19 protein-coding genes are annotated in these 20021 nt (G+C 64.7%); 16 read left to right on the top strand and 3 right to left on the bottom strand.

Annotated features, from left to right (window positions below):
- The first annotated feature begins 7 nt into the window (after nt 1–7).
- The 3 genes from BE0216_RS03010 to BE0216_RS03000 are packed head-to-tail and all read left to right on the top strand — an operon-like array spanning nt 8 to nt 2051.
- The gene (locus BE0216_RS03010; RefSeq protein WP_094636024.1) at nt 8–1042 is read left to right on the top strand and encodes an HAD-IIA family hydrolase; all 1035 of its coding nucleotides are present in this window, start codon (nt 8–10) and stop codon (nt 1040–1042) included.
- Between the two features lie 27 nt (nt 1043–1069).
- Nucleotides 1070–1225 (top strand): hypothetical protein, encoded by a 156-nt coding sequence (locus BE0216_RS03005; RefSeq protein WP_158217166.1) that lies wholly within the window; start codon nt 1070–1072, stop codon nt 1223–1225.
- On the top strand, nt 1209–2051 hold the full coding sequence (locus BE0216_RS03000; RefSeq protein WP_094636025.1) for a TlyA family RNA methyltransferase: 843 nt from the start codon (nt 1209–1211) through the stop codon (nt 2049–2051). Before BE0216_RS03005 ends, BE0216_RS03000 begins: the two co-directional genes overlap by 17 nt.
- Here BE0216_RS03000 and BE0216_RS02995 read toward each other — a convergent pair.
- Nucleotides 1977–2666, bottom strand: a complete 690-nt coding sequence (locus BE0216_RS02995; protein WP_094636026.1) for a hypothetical protein — start codon at nt 2664–2666, stop codon at nt 1977–1979. The two genes, BE0216_RS03000 and BE0216_RS02995, sit on opposite strands and share 75 nt — an antisense overlap.
- Nucleotides 2667–2996: 330 nt before the next feature.
- Here BE0216_RS02995 and BE0216_RS02990 point away from each other — a divergent pair, with 330 nt between their 5' ends.
- From BE0216_RS02990 to BE0216_RS02950, 9 genes are all read left to right on the top strand, one after another.
- Nucleotides 2997–3989 carry an NAD kinase gene (locus tag BE0216_RS02990; RefSeq protein WP_094636027.1) on the top strand — a complete coding sequence of 331 codons (993 nt, stop codon included), beginning with the start codon at nt 2997–2999 and terminating at the stop codon, nt 3987–3989.
- Nucleotides 3990–3993: 4 nt separating this feature from the next.
- Nucleotides 3994–5868 (top strand): DNA repair protein RecN, encoded by a 1875-nt coding sequence (locus tag BE0216_RS02985; RefSeq protein WP_094636028.1) that lies wholly within the window; start codon nt 3994–3996, stop codon nt 5866–5868.
- A 107-nt stretch (nt 5869–5975) separates the two neighbouring features.
- Complete coding sequence (locus BE0216_RS02980) at nt 5976–6653, top strand: HAD family hydrolase (protein WP_094636029.1); 678 nt, start codon at nt 5976–5978, stop codon at nt 6651–6653.
- Nucleotides 6654–6956: 303 nt separating this feature from the next.
- Nucleotides 6957–7337: a GntR family transcriptional regulator gene (locus BE0216_RS02975; protein ID WP_094636030.1), complete on the top strand. Its 381-nt coding sequence runs from the start codon at nt 6957–6959 to the stop codon at nt 7335–7337.
- Nucleotides 7338–7414: 77 nt separating this feature from the next.
- On the top strand, nt 7415–8317 hold the full coding sequence (locus BE0216_RS02970; RefSeq protein WP_094636031.1) for an ABC transporter ATP-binding protein: 903 nt from the start codon (nt 7415–7417) through the stop codon (nt 8315–8317).
- Complete coding sequence (locus BE0216_RS02965) at nt 8317–9084, top strand: ABC-2 transporter permease (RefSeq protein WP_094636032.1); 768 nt, start codon at nt 8317–8319, stop codon at nt 9082–9084. The genes BE0216_RS02970 and BE0216_RS02965 overlap by 1 nt, the downstream gene beginning before the upstream one ends.
- Nucleotides 9085–9094: 10 nt before the next feature.
- Nucleotides 9095–9820 carry an ABC-2 transporter permease gene (locus BE0216_RS02960; RefSeq protein WP_158217167.1) on the top strand — a complete coding sequence of 242 codons (726 nt, stop codon included), beginning with the start codon at nt 9095–9097 and terminating at the stop codon, nt 9818–9820.
- Between the two features lie 331 nt (nt 9821–10151).
- The gene (gene ahpC, locus BE0216_RS02955) at nt 10152–10715 is read left to right on the top strand and encodes an alkyl hydroperoxide reductase subunit C (protein ID WP_094636034.1); all 564 of its coding nucleotides are present in this window, start codon (nt 10152–10154) and stop codon (nt 10713–10715) included.
- 50 nt (nt 10716–10765) lie between these two features.
- Nucleotides 10766–12535, top strand: a complete 1770-nt coding sequence (locus BE0216_RS02950) for an FAD-dependent oxidoreductase (protein ID WP_094636035.1) — start codon at nt 10766–10768, stop codon at nt 12533–12535.
- A 122-nt stretch (nt 12536–12657) separates the two neighbouring features.
- Here BE0216_RS02950 and thrC read toward each other — a convergent pair whose 3' ends face one another.
- Entirely contained in the window at nt 12658–14148 is a 1491-nt protein-coding gene (gene thrC, locus BE0216_RS02945) for a threonine synthase (RefSeq protein WP_094636036.1), read from the bottom strand.
- 340 nt (nt 14149–14488) lie between these two features.
- Between thrC and glyA the strand changes: the two genes are divergently transcribed.
- The 4 genes from glyA (at nt 14489) to nadD (ending at nt 18689) form a co-directional block, all read left to right on the top strand.
- A complete protein-coding gene (glyA, locus tag BE0216_RS02940) occupies nt 14489–15796 on the top strand; it encodes a serine hydroxymethyltransferase (protein ID WP_094636037.1) in 1308 nt (435 codons plus the stop codon).
- Nucleotides 15797–16153: 357 nt separating this feature from the next.
- On the top strand, nt 16154–17440 hold the full coding sequence (locus tag BE0216_RS02935) for a glutamate-5-semialdehyde dehydrogenase (RefSeq protein WP_094636038.1): 1287 nt from the start codon (nt 16154–16156) through the stop codon (nt 17438–17440).
- 8 nt (nt 17441–17448) lie between these two features.
- Nucleotides 17449–17988 (top strand): phosphoribosylglycinamide synthetase, encoded by a 540-nt coding sequence (locus BE0216_RS02930; RefSeq protein ID WP_404801820.1) that lies wholly within the window; start codon nt 17449–17451, stop codon nt 17986–17988.
- A gap of 26 nt (nt 17989–18014) precedes the next feature.
- Nucleotides 18015–18689: a nicotinate-nucleotide adenylyltransferase gene (gene nadD / locus BE0216_RS02925; RefSeq protein WP_094636422.1), complete on the top strand. Its 675-nt coding sequence runs from the start codon at nt 18015–18017 to the stop codon at nt 18687–18689.
- A 49-nt stretch (nt 18690–18738) separates the two neighbouring features.
- Here nadD and BE0216_RS02920 read toward each other — a convergent pair whose 3' ends face one another.
- Nucleotides 18739–20010 (bottom strand): glycoside hydrolase family 3 N-terminal domain-containing protein, encoded by a 1272-nt coding sequence (locus BE0216_RS02920; protein WP_094636039.1) that lies wholly within the window; start codon nt 20008–20010, stop codon nt 18739–18741.
- Nucleotides 20011–20021 lie beyond the last annotated feature (11 nt).

The following is a 20021-nucleotide window of genomic DNA, read 5'->3' as shown; positions in this document are numbered from 1 at the left end:
CGGGACGGTGACGCGCATGCTTCTGGGCACCGACAAGCCGTTGGCGAAGGCCTACCAACTGGCGCTGCTGGATCTGGACGGCGTGGTGTACCGCGGTAAGAACCCGGTCGCCCACGCCGCCGAAAGCATCCGCCAAGCCGAGGCGGAGGGCATGACCATCGAATACACGACGAACAACTCGTCGCGGTTCCAGCAGGTGGTGGCAGACCAGCTTAAAGGGTTCGGTCTGGACGTCGAGGCGTGGCAGGTCATCACCTCATCGGTGGTGGCGGCGCGCATGGTCGCCCGGGCCGTGCCGAAGGGCGCGAAGGTGCTGGTGGTGGGTGCCGAGCATCTGCGCCAGGAGGTCGCGGCCCAAGGCCTGACCGTCGTCGGAACGGCCGCCGACAAGCCCGACGCGGTCATCCAGGGATGGTATCCCGACATGACCTGGTCGATGCTGGCCGAAGCCTCGTACGCCGTCGAGCATGGCGCCACCTATTTCGTTACCAACCGCGATCTGACCATCCCCCGCGAGATGGGCATCGCGCCCGGATGCGGCTCGATGATCCAGGCCGTGATTAACGCCACCGGCGTCGAACCGGTCGCCTCGGCCGGCAAGCCCGAATCGTTCATGTACGACGAGGCGCGTGAGCTCAATGCATCCGACGGACGCGGCCTGGTCGACAAGGCGGCGTCCATCGCCATCGGCGACCGTCTGGATACGGATATCGAGGCCGGCAACCGTGGCGGCTACGATTCGCTCGCCGTGCTCACCGGCGTGACGAATCCGAGCGAGCTCATGCTCGCCCCCGAACATCTGCGCCCCACTTATATCGCCTGCGATCTGCGCGCGTTGGCCGAACCGCAGCCCGCGCCCGCCCGCCAGCCGGACGGCTCATGGCGTTGCGCCACGGCTTCGGCGCGGCTGGAAGGCGGCGAACTGCGTGTCAGCGACGGCGGCGACATCAACGCGTTGCGCGCGGCCGTATGCCTGATGTGGGAGGCCGCCGACCAGGGCATGGACGTCGCTGCCGTCACGTTGCCGCAGTGGACGCTCTAGGCGTGTGGAATCGATAAGGAGAGCCTGATGACGCAGTCCGAAACGGACGCCGCGCGCACCCCGGTGGCCTCGCGGTTCCCCGAGTTGGAACGGATCGACCAGCTCCAGCCCGACCAGCAGATCGAAACCTTCAGCCATGTGCTTGACGAATTGCAGCGGAAACTCGATGACGAACGGCGTTGACCCGATCGCCGGCGGGTCCGCGGCGCAAGAGCCCCGTCGGCTCGACGTGCTGCTGGTGGAACGCGGATTGGTGGCCAGCCGGTCCAAAGCGCAACGGCTGATCAAAGACGGCGCGGTGCTTATCGACGGCGCGCCGGCCGGCAAACCCTCCTCCCTCATCGCCCCGTCCGCCGTCATCACGGTCGACAAAGGCGACGATTACGTGTCCCGCGGCGCCTACAAGCTGGTGGGCGCGTTCGACCGGTTCGGAGAGGACGGCCTGCCCTCTCCGAAAGGCCTTCTCTGTCTGGACATCGGCGCTTCGACCGGAGGATTCACCCAGGTGCTGCTGCGCGGCGGTGCCGAGCGGGTGATCGCTTTGGATGTGGGGCACGGCCAGCTCGACCCCAGAATCGCCTCGGACACGCGCGTCATCGAGATGAGTGGTGTCAACATTCGCGACGTCGAAGCGGATTCGCTGCCGTTCCGCCCGCAGATGGTCGTCTCCGACGTCTCCTTCATCTCCCTGACCCATGTGATGCCGGTGATCGCCCGTATCGCGCGACGGCACGCGCATATCGTGCTGTTGGTCAAACCGCAGTTCGAGATGGAGACCCGTTCCTCGCTGGGTAAAAACGGTGTGGTCGACGATCCTGCGGCGCGTCGGGCCGCGTTGGACCGCGTGACGCGCCGCGCCCAGGAGGTGGGGCTGCGCGTCGTGTCCTGGACCGACAGTCCGATCGAGGGGACGCACGGCAACCATGAATATCTGCTATACGCGGTGCTCGACGACGGACTCCCGACGCTCGAGCCTATGGCCTCCGCCGACCAGCAGAAGCGAGGATGAACTGTCCGAAATGAGCGTGCGCTCGCAGGTGACGTTCTCGATGCGGCATCCGTCGACCAGCGTGGCCTGTTCGGCATGCAGCGCCCGGCAGACCAATCCCCGCGCTTCGATATCGTCGGCGATCACGTGATTCACGGTGCTGACACCATCGAATCCATCCATACGGAACCGGTTGGTCAGGCCGCTGTGCAGCGGGCGCAGCCGGAACAGACGGGCGCGCACGGTGGCGGCCTTCATCTGACCGGAAACACGGACGGTGTCCGCATCGACCTGACGGGTGTTGAGCAGCATACCGTTGACGACCAGATCTCCGGCGCATCGGATGACGCCCGAGCAACGCACCACGCCGTTGAACGTCAGCGAATCGCAGATCAGATCGCCGTCCACATGCAACTGTCCACTGCCGAGCACCCGCTTGACCCGCACATCATGGGAGCATCTGATGGTGGCGGTTTTCGATACCAACACCTCGCCGGTGATGGAGGGCGCGAACAGAACGTCATGCGCCAACAACGTGTCGAAACGCACCTTCGCGTCGAAACGGCACGGCATGGTGGCCACGAGGGTGTCGTATTCACCCGCGCGGACGAAATCGGTGGCCGGATGGATGGACATGGGACTTCGAACTCCTCTCCCGCGCCCCCGGATGATGGGGTGCGGTGACCTCTCTCGTTGATGATAACGTTCCCATCATGGAGGATTGGGCGATGTCGAGGAATGATATCGATAACGGGGATTCTGAAACATGCGAAAAACCATCTGAAGCGGGTATTTGAACGACTAAAAGGGTGGATTGATACCCTCCCGGCGTGTTGTCAAGGGGGTCTTGTCTCCGTTTGGCCGATATTGCGTGCGGGACGGGCGAATCGTCCGGCGGACTTCGCGTGTTCGACGGCTCGATTAGGATAAGCGATAGATATTCGCGACTCGTGGTGAGGGGCAGACATGGGCAGCAAGCGACAAGCGGTGGTGGTGACGCATAGCCGTCTGCGCGAAAGCGGCACGGTGGTGTCCGAAGCGGTGGAGCAGTTGCGCGCATGCGGATTCGAGGTCTCCATCATCGACAATGTCGAGGCACCGGAATTCGGTGTGCAGCCGCCGGTGGTTTCGGACGATACGGAGATCGTCGTGGTGCTCGGCGGCGACGGCACGATCCTGCGCGCGGCCGAGCTCGTGCATTGCACGCAGGTGCCGATCCTCGGCGTGAATCTGGGACATGTGGGATTCCTCGCCGAATTCGAAAGCTTCCAGATGGAGGAGGCCATACGCCGCATCGCCACCCACGACTATTCGATCGACGAGCGCATGATCGCCCATGTGGACGTGTGGTTGCCCGGACATTCCACACCGATCGAGGATTGGGCGCTGAACGATATCACGCTGGAACGCGCCGACCGCGGCAAAATGGTGGAGCTGTCGATCCGCGTCGACGATGTGGAGACGAGCTCCTTCGGCGCGGACGGCGTGATCGTCTCCACCCCCACCGGCTCCACCGCCTATGGATTCTCCGCGGGAGGTCCGATCATCTGGCCGAATGTGAAGGCCCTGCAGCTGGTGCCGTTGGCCGCGCACGCCCTGTTCGCTCGGCCCTTGGTGATCGGTGCGGAATCCACGTTCACACTGGATATCCTCGACGATTCGATGTCGGACGGATGGATCTGCTGCGACGGCCGCCGCCAACGCGCCCTGCCGAAGGGCACCCGCGTCGAAGTGCGCGCCTCCCGCGACACCCTGCGGCTCGCCCGTCTCTCCGGAGTGCCGTTCACCGAACGATTGGTCAGCAAATTCGATCTTCCGGTGGTCGGGTGGCGTGAGCATGCGCGGGCCAACCATGCCGACGTGCGCACGCATCACGGCCACGTGTTCCCGGCCAGTGCCGACCCGGCGGGCGTGGTCGGGGACCCACCGGCCTCTCCGGACGAGGAAGGGGAGGCCTGAGCGCATGCTGGACGAGCTTGACATCCGCAATCTCGGTCCCATCCGCGAGGCGACGATCGCGCCCGCCCAAGGCATGACCGCGATCACCGGCGAAACCGGTGCCGGCAAATCCATGCTGCTGAGCGCCATCCGCCTCATCTCGGGGGACGCGGGCGAAGCCGGGCGCGTCGCCGCCGGTGCCAGCGAGGCATGGGCGCAAGGCGTGTTCACGGTGTCGGACGGCGCGCCCGCCGCCGAAATCGCACGCGAGGCCGGCGTCGAACCGGAGGACGGCGAGCTGTTCCTCACCCGCACGCTGCCCGCGTCGGGACGCTCCCGCGCGGTGTTGTCGGGACGTTCCGTGCCGCGTTCCGTATTGTCGGCGCTGGCCGGCGAACTGGTGACCATCCACGGACAGGCCGACCAGCTGCGCATCGCCTCGGCGGCGAAACAGCGCGAATTCCTGGACCGGTATGCGGGCGACGAACGCGAGCTGGGGGAGTATCGCGCCGCATGGGACGCATTGCGCCGGATGGACGAGCGGCTGCTCGCCCTGACCTCGCAGGAGGCGTCGGCCCGTCAGCAGGCCGACTATCTGCGCGAATCCATCGAACGCATCAACCGCATCGACCCGCGGCCCGGCGAAGACATGGAACTGCGCGCCCGGCGCGAACGCATCGAGAACGCGGCCGAAATCGCCTCCGGCGTGGGACGTGCGCTGTCGGCCTTGGACTCCTCGCAGATGGGGGTCGACGCGGACGGCATATCCGCCATCGATCTGATCAATCAGGCCATACAGTCCCTGCGATCCATCCGGGTGGACGGCGTGTTCGCCGAACAGGCCGATCGGCTGGACGCCATCGTCAACGACCTGTCCGATGTGGTGTTCACATTGGCGCGGGAACTGGACGTCGAAGGTGACGTCGAGGATCTGGACGTGCTCAACGCCCGCATCCACGAGTTGGGGGAGCTGACCCGCCGGTGGGGGCCGGAATTGTCCGACGTGATCGCATGGCGTGACAAGGCCGTGTTCGACGTCGAGGACCTCGACGCCTCGCCGGAGAAAATCGCCGAACTCGAAGCCGAGCGCGGGAGGCTGTACGCCGCCGCGCTGGACGCCGCCGCCGCGCTGAGCGAGGCCCGTGCCGCCGCCGCGGCCGAACTCGCCGAGCGGGTGACTTCGGAATTGGACGCGCTGGCCATGCCGGGCGCAAGGCTGGACATCACGGTCACGCCGCGCGGTTCGGCCGCTGGTGACACCGGCGCGGACGGTTCGCGCGATGCCTCCGCCCGCTCCCGCTCCCGTGCTCGTCGGGTGTCGGTCGACGGTCGCCGCGGCAAACTCCCCGTGGATTCGGATGCCGGCCTCCTCGACGCGCACGGATGGGACGATATCGCCTTCCTGTTCACCCCATTCCCCGGCTCGCCGCAGCTGCCGATGGGTAAAAGCGCCTCCGGCGGCGAACTCAGCCGTCTGATGCTCGCCTTGGAGCTGTCCGCCGCCGACAAGCGCGCGGCGAGGCGTGCCGGCGGACGGAACGACGGAACGGCCGGCGATGTCGGTGGTGCTGGAGTGTCCGGCGATATGACGTTCATCTTCGACGAGGTGGACGCCGGCGTCGGAGGCAAGGCCGCCGTCGAACTGGGGCGTCGTCTGGCGAGGCTCGCGCGGTCGGCCCAGGTGATCGTCGTCACCCATCTGCCGCAGGTTGCCTCGTGGGCCGACGCGCAATTCGTGGTGAGCAAGGGTGTCGGAAGCGACGAGACGGTGTCCACCACGGTGGGCGAGGTGTGTGACGAGGCGCGTGTGCGCGAGATCGCGCGCATGCTCTCCGGCAGCGAATCCGACGCCTCGCTCGACCACGCGCGTGAACTGCTCGTGCAGTCCACGCTCGTATAACGCGTGTCTGGCATGTGAGGGGATTTCGTCCATTCGGTCGGCGTATGCCGGTGGAATATGGCGAAGTCGAGAAGACAAGCGAAGAACTCCCAAGCAAGGATGGTTCGATGAACGGTACCTATGGCGAAACCACCGCCGCTCCCAAGGGGGCGATTTTCGATCTGGACGGCACGCTGCTCGATTCGATGGGCGTGTGGGATCAGGTCGACGCGGATTTTCTGCGCAAACGCGGGCTTGAGGTGCCTGACGACTTCGCGACCACCGTCGCGGCCATGCAGTTTCGGCAGGTCGCCGAATACACCATCGCGAGATTCGACCTGCCCGACACCCCCGAGGAGGTGATGGCCGAATGGGATGAGATGGCGCGCGTCATGTACGCCACGGCCGTCCAGGCCAAGCCGGGCGCGGCCGACTATCTCGCACGGCTTAAGGCGGCCGGCGTGCGGCTGGCGGTCGCCACGTCGTTGCCGCCGCAACTGCGCGAGCCGGCGATGGAACACGTCGGCATCCGTGGATTCTTCGACGAGGTCGTCAGCGTCGACGATGTGGGCGACGTGGGCAAGGACCGGCCCGACGTGTATCTGCACGCCGCGAGGCTGCTGGGCGTCGAGCCTGAGGATTGCACCGTGTTCGAAGACCTGCTGGTGGGCATGAGATCGGCCAAGTCCGTCGGCATGGCCGTCTGGGCCATGCACGACGATTCGTCGGCGGGGGATTGGGCGGAAATCTGCGATCTGGCCGACGGCGTGCTGTTCGATTTCCATGACGCGCCGGTGACGTTATAGGGCGGGTTCGCACGGACTCGTCGGCGCGAGGCGTCCGTGCGAACCGAAACGAACATTCGTGTTACCCCTCTTTGTGTCGATTTCATTGATATTGAGCCAATCTTGACTGTCAAAACGCACATGGGATGTGTTTGGAAAAGTCGCACGAACGTCGGACGGATAAGAGGTCGTGCGCAATGCGGTCAAAACTGTTATATGACACGCCATAACAGTTTGCCGTAAAGTGTGATACTGTTCTATATGACAGCTAAACAGTTGGCCGTCATGTCGACAATATCCACCCACCAACAGAAAGGACGCGGCGTGAAACTGATCATCTCATCCGTGTCCGGCGAACCCATCTACGAACAGATCAAAACGCAGATCCGCGAAGCCGTGCTCAGCGGCGAACTCAAAGCGGGGGAGGCACTGCCATCCCTGCGCAAACTCGCCAAAGAGCTGCGCGTCTCCGTGCTCACCGTCACCAGGGCGTACAACGAACTGGCCGACGAGGGCATCGTACTCAACGTGCAGGGCAAAGGCAGCTTCGTCATGGACCGCGGCAACGAGGTGATGAGGCAGAGCCTTGTCACCAAAGCCAAGGAAAGCCTGGGCGAGGCGGTCACCGCGGCCAAAGCCGCCGACCTGCCGCTGGCTGATCTGCACGACCTGCTCGACGATGCGTACCGCCGTGCGCGGGACTGACCGGGCCGTCGCAAGTCGACCCCATCGACATGCGATGGCGACGGATGCCCTTGCGCAACAGTCTCTAAGGAACCATCATGATCAACAAAACCTTCGGCAATGTCCCGATGGCGTTGTCCGTCACGGGCGCGACCAAACGCTACGACTCCGGCTTCACCCTTGACGATGTGACTTTCGACCTGCCGTCCGGCTATATCATGGGCCTTATCGGGCCCAACGGCGCGGGTAAGTCCACGCTCATCAAACTCATCCTCAACATGATCCGACGCGACGCCGGCGAAATTCAGGTCCTCGGTTTCGACAACCTCGCCGACGAAGAGGGCGTCAAACAGCAACTCGGCGTGGTATTTGACAGCTCGTATTTCGTCGAAACGTGGAATGTGAACGATGTCGAACGGGTGATGGCGCCCATGTACCCCGCATGGAACAAAGCCGTATTCGCCAGCCATCTTGCGCAATTCAAGCTCGACCGCAGGAAGAAGATCAAGGAACTCTCGCGCGGCATGCAGATGAAGCTCATGCTCGCGGTGGCCTTGAGCCATGACGCGAAACTGCTGATCCTCGACGAGCCGACCGCCGGCCTCGACGTGCTCTCCCGCGACGAGCTTATGGACACGCTGCACGCCTATATCGAGGATGGCGAGCACGCAGTGCTGTTCTCCACGCATATCACCACCGATCTGGAACGCGCCGCCGACTTCATCACCTACATCAACGGCGGACGCCTCTACTACACCGGTCCCAAAGACGAGTTCGAGGATTCCTTCCGCCTGGTCAAAGGCGGGCCCGACGAACTCGCGGCGGTGAAGGACGTCGCCGTGGGACTGCGGCGGTACGACACCGGCTTCGACGCTCTGGTGCGTGCGGAGGACGTCGCCGATCTCGCGGGCGTGACGCTCGCCATTGAACCTGCCACCATCGACGACATCATCCGCCTGACCAATGCCGGTACGACTTCCGGCGTGAAGGAGGTGCTGTGATGAACACTGTGATGCAGGAACGATCCCGGATCCATGCGATCCATCCGATGGTGAATGCGTTCCGTCTGGACTGGCAGCGACTGAACAGCGGCGGCAAGGCGTCGTCGATGGCCGTCTACTTGGTCATGCTGCCGGTGCTGGCGTTGCTGTTCGGCTTGTTGTCTGAAGGTGGCGGCTCGTCGGATATGATGATGCCCGTGCTGGGAGGTATGGCCTCCGGTGTGTTCGTGATGCTGCCGGTCTACACATTCGTCTACGAGAGCCAAGGCATGTCCCGTTGGATGAACGGTGTCATTCCGATTCGCCGTGGGCATCAGGTGTCGGGCCGCTATCTGGTGGTGTTATCCGTAGGGTTGCTGTTGGCCGTCGAGCTGACGGTATCCGCCCTGATTATGGCGGTGATGGCGGATGCCGGAACATGGCGTGCGGCGATGGAAGGATATGCTGCCAACATAGCCGTTATCCCGGTGATCTATCTGCTGATCGAATCGGTGCTTTGCCCGTTGCTGTACCGCATGCCTCTGCAGAAGGCGATGCTGGTGCTCTTCGGCGTGGCCGCGGCGCTGTTCGGCATCGGCTGGATTACGGTGGAACTATGCTCCAACGTATTGAGTGTCACCCAGATGGCGGTGGTGCTTGGCGCGCTCGAGACGTTGGCGAATCTGGAAGCCGGTTCCCTCGCATTGATCGCGGCCGTTGTCGATGTCGTCGCCTTGGTCGTGTCCTACGCCTGCTCGCTGCGCATCTACCGCGCCAAGGAACTCTAAGGAGCCGGTTATGACAACGAATTATTCGTCGGCGCGAGCCTCGACGGTTCGCCGCCCCTCCGGACTGCGCGGAGTCACGCTGTCCGTCGCGACGGATTTCCGTGCGATCTCCACCGGGCATATGTGGTCGACGATGGTGGTGTTCGCGATCCCGCTGCTGTTCGTGCTGTTTGGTCTGATTCGCAATTCAGGCGCGGCCATTATGTTGATGACCTTCTTCACGATGGGATACTGGCTGATGTCCGTTGCCGGGATGTTCTCATTGAACGGCACGGAGAAATCATCCTCTTTGACGGCGGTCATGCCGGTGTCCCGGTGCAACCAGGTGCTCGGCAAATACTGCTCTTCGCTGGTGCTGCTCGTCGTGGCCGTGGCCGAATGCGTGATCGAGTACGTGTTGTCGATTGTGATGTTCGGTCTGGACGCCAGTGTGGGCTTCTCCGTCCTCGCGGTGTTCATCCCGCTATACGTGGCGTTGGCGTTGGTTGAGGTGCCGCTGATGTTCAGCGTCGACCTCACCCGCGGCATCCAGATCACCGCGGTGTTGTCCGCGGGACTGGTATGGGCGTGCGTTCTGGTCGACCGGTTCCTTCCCGGACTGGTGGCATGGGTTGCTCAATCGCTGGAGCCTCTGCCGTTGACGGGGAAGATGACGTTGTCCATCGTCGCGCTTGGCGCGCTTGCCGCGGCGTCCTTCGCCGTCTCGCTACGACAATGGACCCGTCGCGAACTGTAGGATTTCGCCTGCATGTCGCGTGACGACGCGGTCTGATGGGACGGACGGCATATCGCCGTCCGTTTGCCATCAATATCGGAGATAAGGATTGATGATATGGCCGAAGACATGCACGACCACTACTGCCGCGCCTACGACCTCCAGCAGTCCTGGCGCCCCGAATGGAACGCCCCGGCATAGCCTCAGGGAACGGGGAGATGGGGGAGTGGTGGGGCGTGAACAAGGTCACAGTGATAGGGCTGGGCATTCCGGCATAAGGAGGGTACGCTGAGAGGCACCGCACCGCCGCGCGCGACGAGACGCGCCCGGCCCATTCGAAAGGATACCCACCATGACGATGCTGCAGCATGAGATCACCGATTTCACCGCGAACGTCTATCAGAACGACGACTTCCACGAGCTGACCAAGGCCGACGTGCTCGGCCACTGGTCCGTGTTCTTCTTCTACCCGGCCGACTTCACCTTCGTGTGCCCCACCGAGCTCGAGGATCTCGCCGAAGCCTATCCGAAGTTCAAGGAGGCCGGCTGCGAGATCTACTCCGTCTCCTGCGACACCCACTTCGTGCACAAGGCCTGGCACGACGCCAACGAGAAGATCGCCAAAATCGAATATCCGATGATCGCCGATCCGACCGCCACCCTCGCCCGTGACCTCGACACCTACAACGAGGCCGACGGCCTGGCCGAGCGCGGCACCTTCATCCTCAACCCCGAAGGCAAGGTCGTGGCCTACGAGGTCATCTCCTCCAACGTGGGCCGCAACGCCGACGAGCTGCTGCGCCGCGTGCAGGCATCCCAGTTCGTCTACGAGCACGGCGACCAGGTCTGCCCCGCCAAGTGGCAGCCGGGCGAGGAGACCATCGAGCCGAGCCTCGACCTGGTCGGCATGATCTGATCCTTCCCAACGCAACCGTTTCGACGGGATCCCAATCGCGAAGGAGAAACATGGACACCAAGGATCTCTATGACGTCGTCGTCATCGGCGGCGGTCCGGCGGGACTGACCGCCGGCCTGTATCTGGCCCGGGCCCGATATCGTGTGCTTATCGTCGAGAAGGACGATTTCGGCGGTCAGATCACCATCACCGACGAAGTCGTGAACTACCCGGGCGTCGGTGTGACGTCCGGCAAGGCGCTCACCGCCACGATGCGCCGGCAGGCGGCCGATTTCGGCGCGGAATTCCTCTCCGCCGAAGTCACCGGACTCGACCTGGACGGCGATGTGAAAACCGTGCGCACCACGCGTGGCGACCTGCGCTGCTTCGGCGTGCTCGTCGCCACCGGCGCCAGCCCGCGCAAGCTCGGCTTCGCCGGCGAGGCGGAATACGCCGGCCGCGGCGTGGCCTACTGCGCCACCTGCGACGGCGAGTTCTTCACCGGACGTGAGGTGCTGGTGATTGGCGGTGGTTTCGCCGCGGCCGAGGAGGCCGTGTTCCTGACCAAATACGCCAGCAAGGTCACGATGCTGATCCGCGAGGAGGACTTCACCTGCGATGCCTCCGTCGCGGCCGGTGCCAAATCCAACCCCAAAATCGAAATCCATTACGAGACCGTACTCGACGGTGTGTCCGCCGGATCCGGTGGGCTGCGCGAGGCGACGCTGCGCTCCGTCGCCACCGGCGAGACCCGCACGTGGAAGCCCGCCGACGACGGCACCTTCGGCGTGTTCGTGTTCGCCGGCTACGTGCCCGCCACCGCTTTGGTGCGCGGTCTGGTCGAATTGGACGAGCAGGGCTATGTGGTCACCGACCAGTTCGGCCGGACCTCCGTCGACGGCGTGTACGCCGCGGGCGACCTGAGGCAGAAGCATCTGCGCCAGGTGGTCACGGCCACCGCCGACGGTGCGATCGCCGCGGTGGAGCTCGAACGCCATGCCAAGGAATGCTCCGAGCGCACCGGTCTGGTGCCGCCGCGCCCCACGCAATCCGTCTACGAACAGCAGGAGGCCGCGGCGGCCGCCCAGGCTCCGGCAGGCACCACGCCCTCGCCGGCACCCGTCAAGCGTTCCGCCGACAAGGCCGCGGCCAAGAAGCCCGGCGAGCTGTTCAACGACAACGTCAAGGCGCAGCTGAGCATGGTGTTCGGCAAAATGGCCCGTTCTGTCACGCTGCTGCTCGAACTCGACGACACGCCCCTGTCCCGCGAACTGGAAGGCTTCGTCGGCCAGATGGCCGCCCTGTCCGATGGCAAGATCGCGGTGCGTGTCTCCGACGTGGCCGGCGAGCTCGACGGCGACGGCCGGACCGTGTTCGATGCGTCCGTGCCACTGCCGCCCGCACGCCCCTGCGTGCGTGTGTGCGCCGCCGGAGAGGACGGCGAGCCGAAGCCGACCGGATTGGCCTTCCATGGCGTGCCCAGCGGCCACGAGTTCAACTCCTTCGTGTTGGGCATCTATAACGCCTCCGGCCTGGGCCAGCAGCTCGACGCCGATCTCGACGCCCGCATCGCCGGACTCGACAAGTCCGTCGACGTGACGCTGCTGGTTTCGCTGACCTGCACGATGTGCCCCGACACGGTGCTCGCCGCGCAGCGCATCGCCGCCGGCAACCCGCGGGTCACGGCGGAGGCTTACGACATCTCGCATTTCCCCGAACTCAAGGAGCATTACGGGGTGATGAGTGTGCCGTGCATCGTCATCGACCGCGAAGGCGAGCCGCAGCGCATCGAATTCGGCAAGAAAAGCGTCGCCCAGATGCTTGATCTGATCGGCGCCTGAGAACTCGCGCCACGGGCCGGCATGTGACGGCCCGATACGACGAACGGCGTGGCCGGGAGAGATCCCGGACACGCCGTTCTGATAGATGCGTCTACGCTGCGTCTACGTGCGGCGGGCGCGTGTCACAGACGGTCGGCGGCCTGCCTGACGAAATCGGTCATGCCGTCGATATCGACCACCGTGTCGAAACGCACGTCGGCCGTCTCAAGCCCGCGCAGCGCGGCGGGGGCGGTGGTGCCGGTCGCCTCGGCGAGCACATCCATGCACTCGAAGTCGGTGCCGTCGGCGGCCAGGCCCAGCGACTCATTCACCACGCGCGGGAACTTGTACGGCGAGGCGGTGGCCAACAGCACGCGCGGGGTCAGCGGATCGCGCGGCATCTGCCGCATCACGAAATAGCCGCAGGCGGTGTGCGGGTCGATCACATACTTGTTCTTCTCCCAGCAGTCGGCGATGGATTCGCGCACCTGATCCTCGTCGGCCCAACCGGTGCCGAAGACGCGGCGGATGCGCGCCAGCAGCTCCTCGGGGATCTCATAGCAGCCGTAGTCCTTCAGATCGTTCATCAGCATGGCGATCAGACGCGCGTCCTTCTCGGACAGGTAGTAGAGCATGCGTTCCAGATTCGAGGAGATGAGGATGTCCATCGAGGGGGAGATGGTCTGGAAGAACGGGCGGTTGCGGTTGTACGAGCCGGTGGTCAGGAAGTCGAACAGCACGTTGTTCTTGTCGGAGGCGACCACCAGGTGCTTGACCGGCAGGCCGAGCAGCTTCGCGTAGTAGCCGGCGAGGATGTCGCCGAAGTTGCCGGTCGGCACCACGAACTCCACCTCGTCGCCCACATTGATGACCTGCTGTTCCAGCAGCTGCGCGTACGCGGAGAAGTAATAGACGACCTGCGGCACCAGGCGGCCCACATTGATCGAATTCGCGGAGGAGAGCGCCACATGCGAGTCCTGGGCCAGCGATTCGGCCAGCTCGCGGTCGGCGAAAATGGACTTGACGGCGGACTGCGCGTCATCGAAGTTGCCGCGCACGGCGGCCACCTGCACGTTGCCGCCGAGCTGCGTGGTCATCTGCAGCTCCTGCACCTGGCTCACCTTGCCTTCCGGATAGAAGACGGTGATCGCGGTGCCGGGCGCGTCCGCGAAACCGGCCAGCGCGGCCTTGCCCGTGTCGCCCGAGGTGGCGGTCAGGATCATGATCTTCTCGTCCGCGTCGCCCCCGGCCGGCGTGGTGCGCGCCATGAAGCGGGGGAGGATCTGCAGGGCCACGTCCTTGAATGCGGAGGTCGGGCCGTTGAACAGTTCCATCACGAAATCCTCGCCCAGCGGCTTGACCGGAGTGATGCGCTCGTCCGACCACTGTTCGCCATACGCCTCGGCAATGCAGTCGGCCAGTTCGGCCTCGGTGAAGTCTGGCAGCAGCGCGCCGAGCACGCGGGCGGCGATGTCCTGATAGCCCATGCCGGCCAGATCGTCGATCCGCACCTTGGTCTCGCCCAGCGAGTCGGAGACGAACAGGCCACCGTCGTCGGCGATGCCCTTGCGGATCGCCTGCTTCGAGGTGAGCGAATCGGTGGTGCTGCGGGTGCTGTGGAACGTGGTGGTCACGGTCAAATCCTTCACGCTAACGGTCAACGAAACGTCCCTAAGTCTATCGTCAGGACTGGGCAGGGGAGCGGGGCATCCCTCTATGTGGGCGGGAGGTCCGGCATCCGATCGGATATCCGTTTCGTCCAGCTCCTGCTTCGGCCGGCGCTTCGACCGTTTTTCGAGAAGCGCGCGTCGTATGCGTCGACGCCTTCGTTCCCACGCAAGGCCATGTTGCGTCCATTCCACCAATCGAGGCATGTGTTGCGCCGACGTTTCCTCTTCTGGCATGGTTGCGTTGTATATGGTTTGTAGACTCGCGCGTCACAGCCGACCGCACACAGAAAGGCAGGAGCCCTACATGGCCGAACCCACCCTCGCGCAGACCCCGACCGATATGTTCAATGCGCCCATCGCCGACGCCGATCCCGAAATCGCCGCGATTCTCGACGCCGAACTGCACCGCCAGCAGGACGGTCTGGAGATGATCGCCTCGGAGAATTTCGTGCCGCGCGCCGTATTGCAATGCCAGGGATCCGTGCTCACCAACAAATACGCCGAAGGCTATCCGGGCCGCCGCTACTACGGCGGCTGCGAGCAAGTCGACAGAATCGAGACCATCGCGCGCGAACGCGCCAAAGCCCTGTTCGGCGCCGAATACGCCAACGTGCAGCCGCATTCGGGCGCGCAGGCCAACGCCGCCGTCTACCAGGCGCTCGTCAAACCCGGCGACACCGTGCTCGGACTGGCGCTCGACCACGGCGGCCACCTGACCCACGGTATGAAAATCAACTTCTCCGGCCGCTTCTACCACGCCGAAGCCTACGGAGTGAACCCCGAGACCTTCCGCATCGATCCGGAGATCATCCGCCAGCGCGCGCTCGAAACCCGCCCCGCCATGATCATCGGCGGATGGAGCGCCTACCCGCGCATCGAGGACTTCAAAGCCATGAAGGAGATCGCCGACGAGGTGGGCGCGAAGTTCTGGGTCGACATGGCCCATTTCGCCGGACTGGTCGCCGCCGGGCTGCACCCCAGCCCCGTGCCCTACGCGGACGTGGTCAGCTCCACCGCGCATAAGACCTTCGGCGGCCCGCGCTCCGGCTTCATCCTCGCCAAGGAGGAATACGGCAAGAAGCTCAACTCCGCCGTGTTCCCCGGCCAGCAGGGCGGCCCGCTCATGCATGTGATCGCCGGCAAGGCCGTCAGCTTCAAGGTGGCCGGCACCGACGAGTTCAAGAACCGCATGGCCCGCACCCTCGAAGGCGCGAAGATCCTCGCCGAACGCCTCACCGCCGACGATGTGAAGGCCAACGGCATCAGCGTGCTCACCGGCGGCACCGACGTGCATCTGGTGATGGTGGATCTGCGCAACTCCGAGATGGACGGCCAGCAGGGCGAGAACCTGCTCGCCCAGTGCGGCATCACTATCAACCGCAACACCGTGCCCTTCGATCCCCGCCCGGCCTCGGTCGCCTCCGGCCTGCGCATCGGCACCAGCGCGCTCGCCACCCGCGGCTTCGGAGCGAAGGAATACGAGGAGGTCGCCGACATCATCGGCACCGCGCTCGCCGCCGGCGTCTTGGCTGACGTGGAGGCGCTCAAAGCCCGCGTCGACAAGCTCGCCGAGGACTTCCCGCTGTATCCCGGGCTCGACCAGATCCACTGATCCGCCGTGCTTTCGCGGCGGAGAGCGGACGCTGTCGGCACCGGTTTGGCGGCCGCCGTGATCCGCCGCGTTTTTCGTGGAGGAGATCCCTCGACTTCGCTCCGCTCCGCTCGGGATGACGGGTTGGGAGGATGGATTCCGCTCCGCTCGAGATGACGGCTGGGTGGATGGACTCCGTTGGGCTGACGGGCTGGACTCTCCTCGTCATTCCGAGCGGAGTCGAGGAATCCCAAATCGGTCATGGAAGTCATGCGGTACGGTCTCGTTGCCCGTCATTCCGATTGAGGCGCGAGGATCTCGGGTCATACATGGAAAACGTGGGGTGCGAATCCTTTGGATTGCGGTAGGCTAAGGCACATGGAGAATTTTGGAGTGTTGCACGCCGTTCACTTGAAAGCCATCGCCGCGGCCGAGGCCCAGACTCGACTGGCCGAAGCCACGGCCGAATCGAAGAACGCACTGTTGCTCGCCATCGCCGACGCTTTGGTCGAGCGTGCCGACGAGATCGAATCCGCCAACGCGCAGGATATGGAAGCCTCCCGCCAGGCCGGTATGGACGCGGGCAAGCTCGACCGTCTGCTCTTCGACGCGCCTCGCGTCAAAGCGGCGGCCGAGGGCGTGCGCCATGTGGCCACCCTGCCCGACCCGATCGGGCAGATCGAACGCGGCTACACGCTGCCCAATGGCATCCGCCTGCAGCAGACGCGCGTGCCGATCGGCGTGATTGGCATGATCTACGAGGCCCGGCCGAACGTCACCGTCGACGTGGCCAGCCTGTGCCTGAAATCCGGCAATGCGGCCATCCTGCGCGGAGGCCACGCCGCCGAACGTACGAACGCCGCCACCTTGCGGATTATCGGCGAGGTGCTGACCGAGCGTGGCTTCGACGCGGCCCTGGTGCAGTCCGTCGACGAATACGGCCGCGACGGCGCCGCCGCGATGATGGAATCGCGTGGCTATATCGACGTGTTGGTGCCCCGCGGAGGCAAGGGCCTGATCCAGGCGGTGGTCTCCAAGTCCAAAGTGCCGGTGATCGAAACCGGCGCGGGCAACGTGCATATCTACATGGACGCCACCGGAGACGCGGCCAAAGCCCTGCCGATCATCCTCAACGCGAAAACCCAACGCGTGGGCGTGTGCAACGCCGCCGAAAAACTGCTGGTGCACAGCGAAGTCGCAGCCGAATTCCTTCCCCAAGCCGCGCGCGTTCTGGCCGAAAAAGGCGTGGAACTGCATGCGGACGAACGCGCCTATGCGATCATCGAAGCCGCCGGCATCGAAGGACTGGCGCTGGTTCCCGCAACGGAGGAGGACTGGGACACCGAATATCTGGCGTTGACGATGGGCGTGAAGGTGGTCGACTCGCTGGACGAGGCCATCGACCATATCAACGCGCATTCCACCGGACACACTGAATCGATTATCGCCGAGGACTATTCGGCCATCGAGGCCTTCACCAAGCGCATCGACTCGGCGGTGGTGATGGTCAACGCCTCCACGCGGTTCACCGACGGCGGCGTGTTCGGATTCGGCGCGGAACTGGGCATCTCCACGCAGAAGATGCACGCCCGCGGACCGATGGGACTGACGGAGATGACCACAACGAAATGGGTGGGCTACGGCATGGGGCAGGTGCGCGCATGAGCGGGGATATGACGGATGGCGTCACCATGGAAGGCATGCCGATGCAGGTCGCGGTGGACGATCAGAAACTGGGATTGGGAATCGCCGCCGAACGCCTCAGCATCGTGCGGTACGTGTTCCTCGTGCAGATCGAGGATGGCATCGCCTCCGCGGCGCAACGCGCGTCGTTGGAATACGCCGACGCCGTGCTGATCGGCTGGCCCGAGGCGGATTCCACGGAGGTGGTGGAGCTCAGCGCCGACCAGCTCGACACCGTGCGCGAGCAGATGACCGCGATGGAGGAGTACATCCGTCGTTTCTCGGCGATGGAAAGCAAAGGCGACATCGACGGCATGACCGACACCCTGATCCGCGTCACCGAACGCGTGGCCGAGGTGCGCCGCCTCTACCAGCCCGGCTTCCCACTGCCCACCTTCGCGGAGATCCGCCGCGTCGTGCAGGACGAATGGGATGAGGACATGGACAAGATCGACCCGGACCAACGGGAGGTCACCGCCGAGGAGATCAGCCAGGAGGCCCGGGAGCAGTCCACGGAGGAGCGGCCGTGAGCGCGCCGGCCGAATCCTCTCGCCGCATGTCGGACCTATCCGCGGACGGGGACGGTGCCGTGGTGGTCGCCCCCGGCATCGGACGTCGCTCCGCGCGCGGCAACTGGCACGCTCGTCCGCGCATCGGCATTATGGGCGGCACCTTCGACCCGATCCACAACGGCCATTTGGTCGCGGCCTCCGAAGTCTCCTGGGTGTACGACCTCGACGAGGTGATCTTCGTGCCGACGGGCCGGCCGGTGTTCAAACTCGACAAAAACGTCACCAACGCCGAGGACCGGTATCTGATGACCGTGATCGCCACGGCCTCCAATCCGAAGTTCACGGTCAGCCGCGTGGATATCGACCGCCCAGGCGTGACCTACACCATCGACACGCTGCGCGACATCCGCGCCCAGCATCCCGACGCGGAACTGTTCTTCATCACCGGCGCGGACGCCGTCGCCGAGATCATGCAGTGGAAGGACGCCGGACAGATGTGGGATCTGGCGCATTTCGTCGCCGTCACCCGCCCCGGCTACTCCACGCCCGACGGCGTGCATCTGCCCGAAGGCAAAGTCGACACCCTGGAGATCCCCGCGCTGGCGATCTCGTCGACCGACGTGCGTCTGCGCGCCGAGCACGACGAACCGGTGTGGTATCTCGTGCCCGACGGCGTGGTGCAGTACATCGGCAAACACGGACTCTACCACCGCGTCTGATGCGTTCGGCGCGACTGTCCGGCGCGAATCGTCAGGCCATTCCGGCGAATCAGCTTTCGACGGCCAAACCCATCTCGTATTTCAACGTCATCACGCGTTGCGCCGAACGCGTGACCTTATCGGCGAATTCCGGGTCGGAGGCCGCGCGCCGTTTCAATCCGTCGAGAATCGGCTGCACGTAATCCAGCGCGCCCACGCAGGCCAGATCGCCGCCGGCGGCGACCATCCGCACGCCCAACTCGTCGGGGGAGAAGCCGCTGAGCGCCGTGGCGGACATCGAATCGGAGGTGACCACGCCCTCATAGCCCAGGTCGCCGCGCAGATGCCCGTCGATCAGGGTGGATGAGAACACTGCGGGATTATTCGGATCGATGGCCTGATAGGTGGCCAGCGACATCATCACCATGCCCGGGTCGGATTGTTCGATGGCGGTGTCGAACGCGCCGATCTCCGCACCGTCCAAAGTGGTGGTGACGTCGAGAATGCCGTCCGCGGTGAAATCGGTGTTGCCGTTCACCGACCCCAAACCGGGGTAATGCTTCACCGACGTGGCGATGCCGGCGTCACGCATGCCTTGGATGAAGGCGATGCCGTGCCACGCGTTGCCGTCCGCGTCCAACCCGAAATCACGGTCGAGCATACCGATCGGCTCGTTCACCATACGGTCGATCGTCACCGTGCCCAGCACCGGCGCCAGATCCACGTTGATACCCGCCTGCGCGAGCTGCGCGCCCCACACCGCGGCGGACCGACGCAACTGGTCGACATCCATCATGCCCTGTTCGACGGCCGACGGCATGGCGTCGAACCCGGGCCCGCGCAGATGCTGGACAAGACCGCCCTCCTGATCGGTGGTCATCAGCAGGCGGTTGGATTGCGGAGCGTAGCTTTGCATCGCGTCCGTCGCCGACCGCACGCTGGAGACCCCATCATTCCAGTTGCCGATGATCAGCACCGATCCGACATGCTGGTTCGCGATCAGATCCCACAGAACGGACGGGTCGGATCCCGCATACAGCGGCGCCATCACCAGCTGCCCCACGCGTTCGTCCATGCTCATGGCGGCCACGGCGCGTCTGGCCTTGGCCTCGGAGGAGAGATCCGGAGCGGGGGACGCCTCGCGCGACAGCGGCTCATGCGTGGGCGTGACGACGGCATCGCTATGCGCGATATTCGCGCCGTCATCCGGCTGCTGAAACCGCATCGACACCCGCGGCCATACGATGATGGCGGCGACCACCAAGGCGAGCGCGACGAACGCGGCGATAATGGCGAGCGCGATATGCGAGCCGCCACGCTGGGAATTTCGAGACATGGCCATGATTATTCCAC

Source organism: Bifidobacterium eulemuris (assembly GCF_014898155.1).
Lineage (GTDB): Bacteria > Actinomycetota > Actinomycetes > Actinomycetales > Bifidobacteriaceae > Bifidobacterium > Bifidobacterium eulemuris.
Note: the sequence above shows the minus strand (reverse complement) of the source record. Positions and strands in the feature narration are given on the sequence as shown.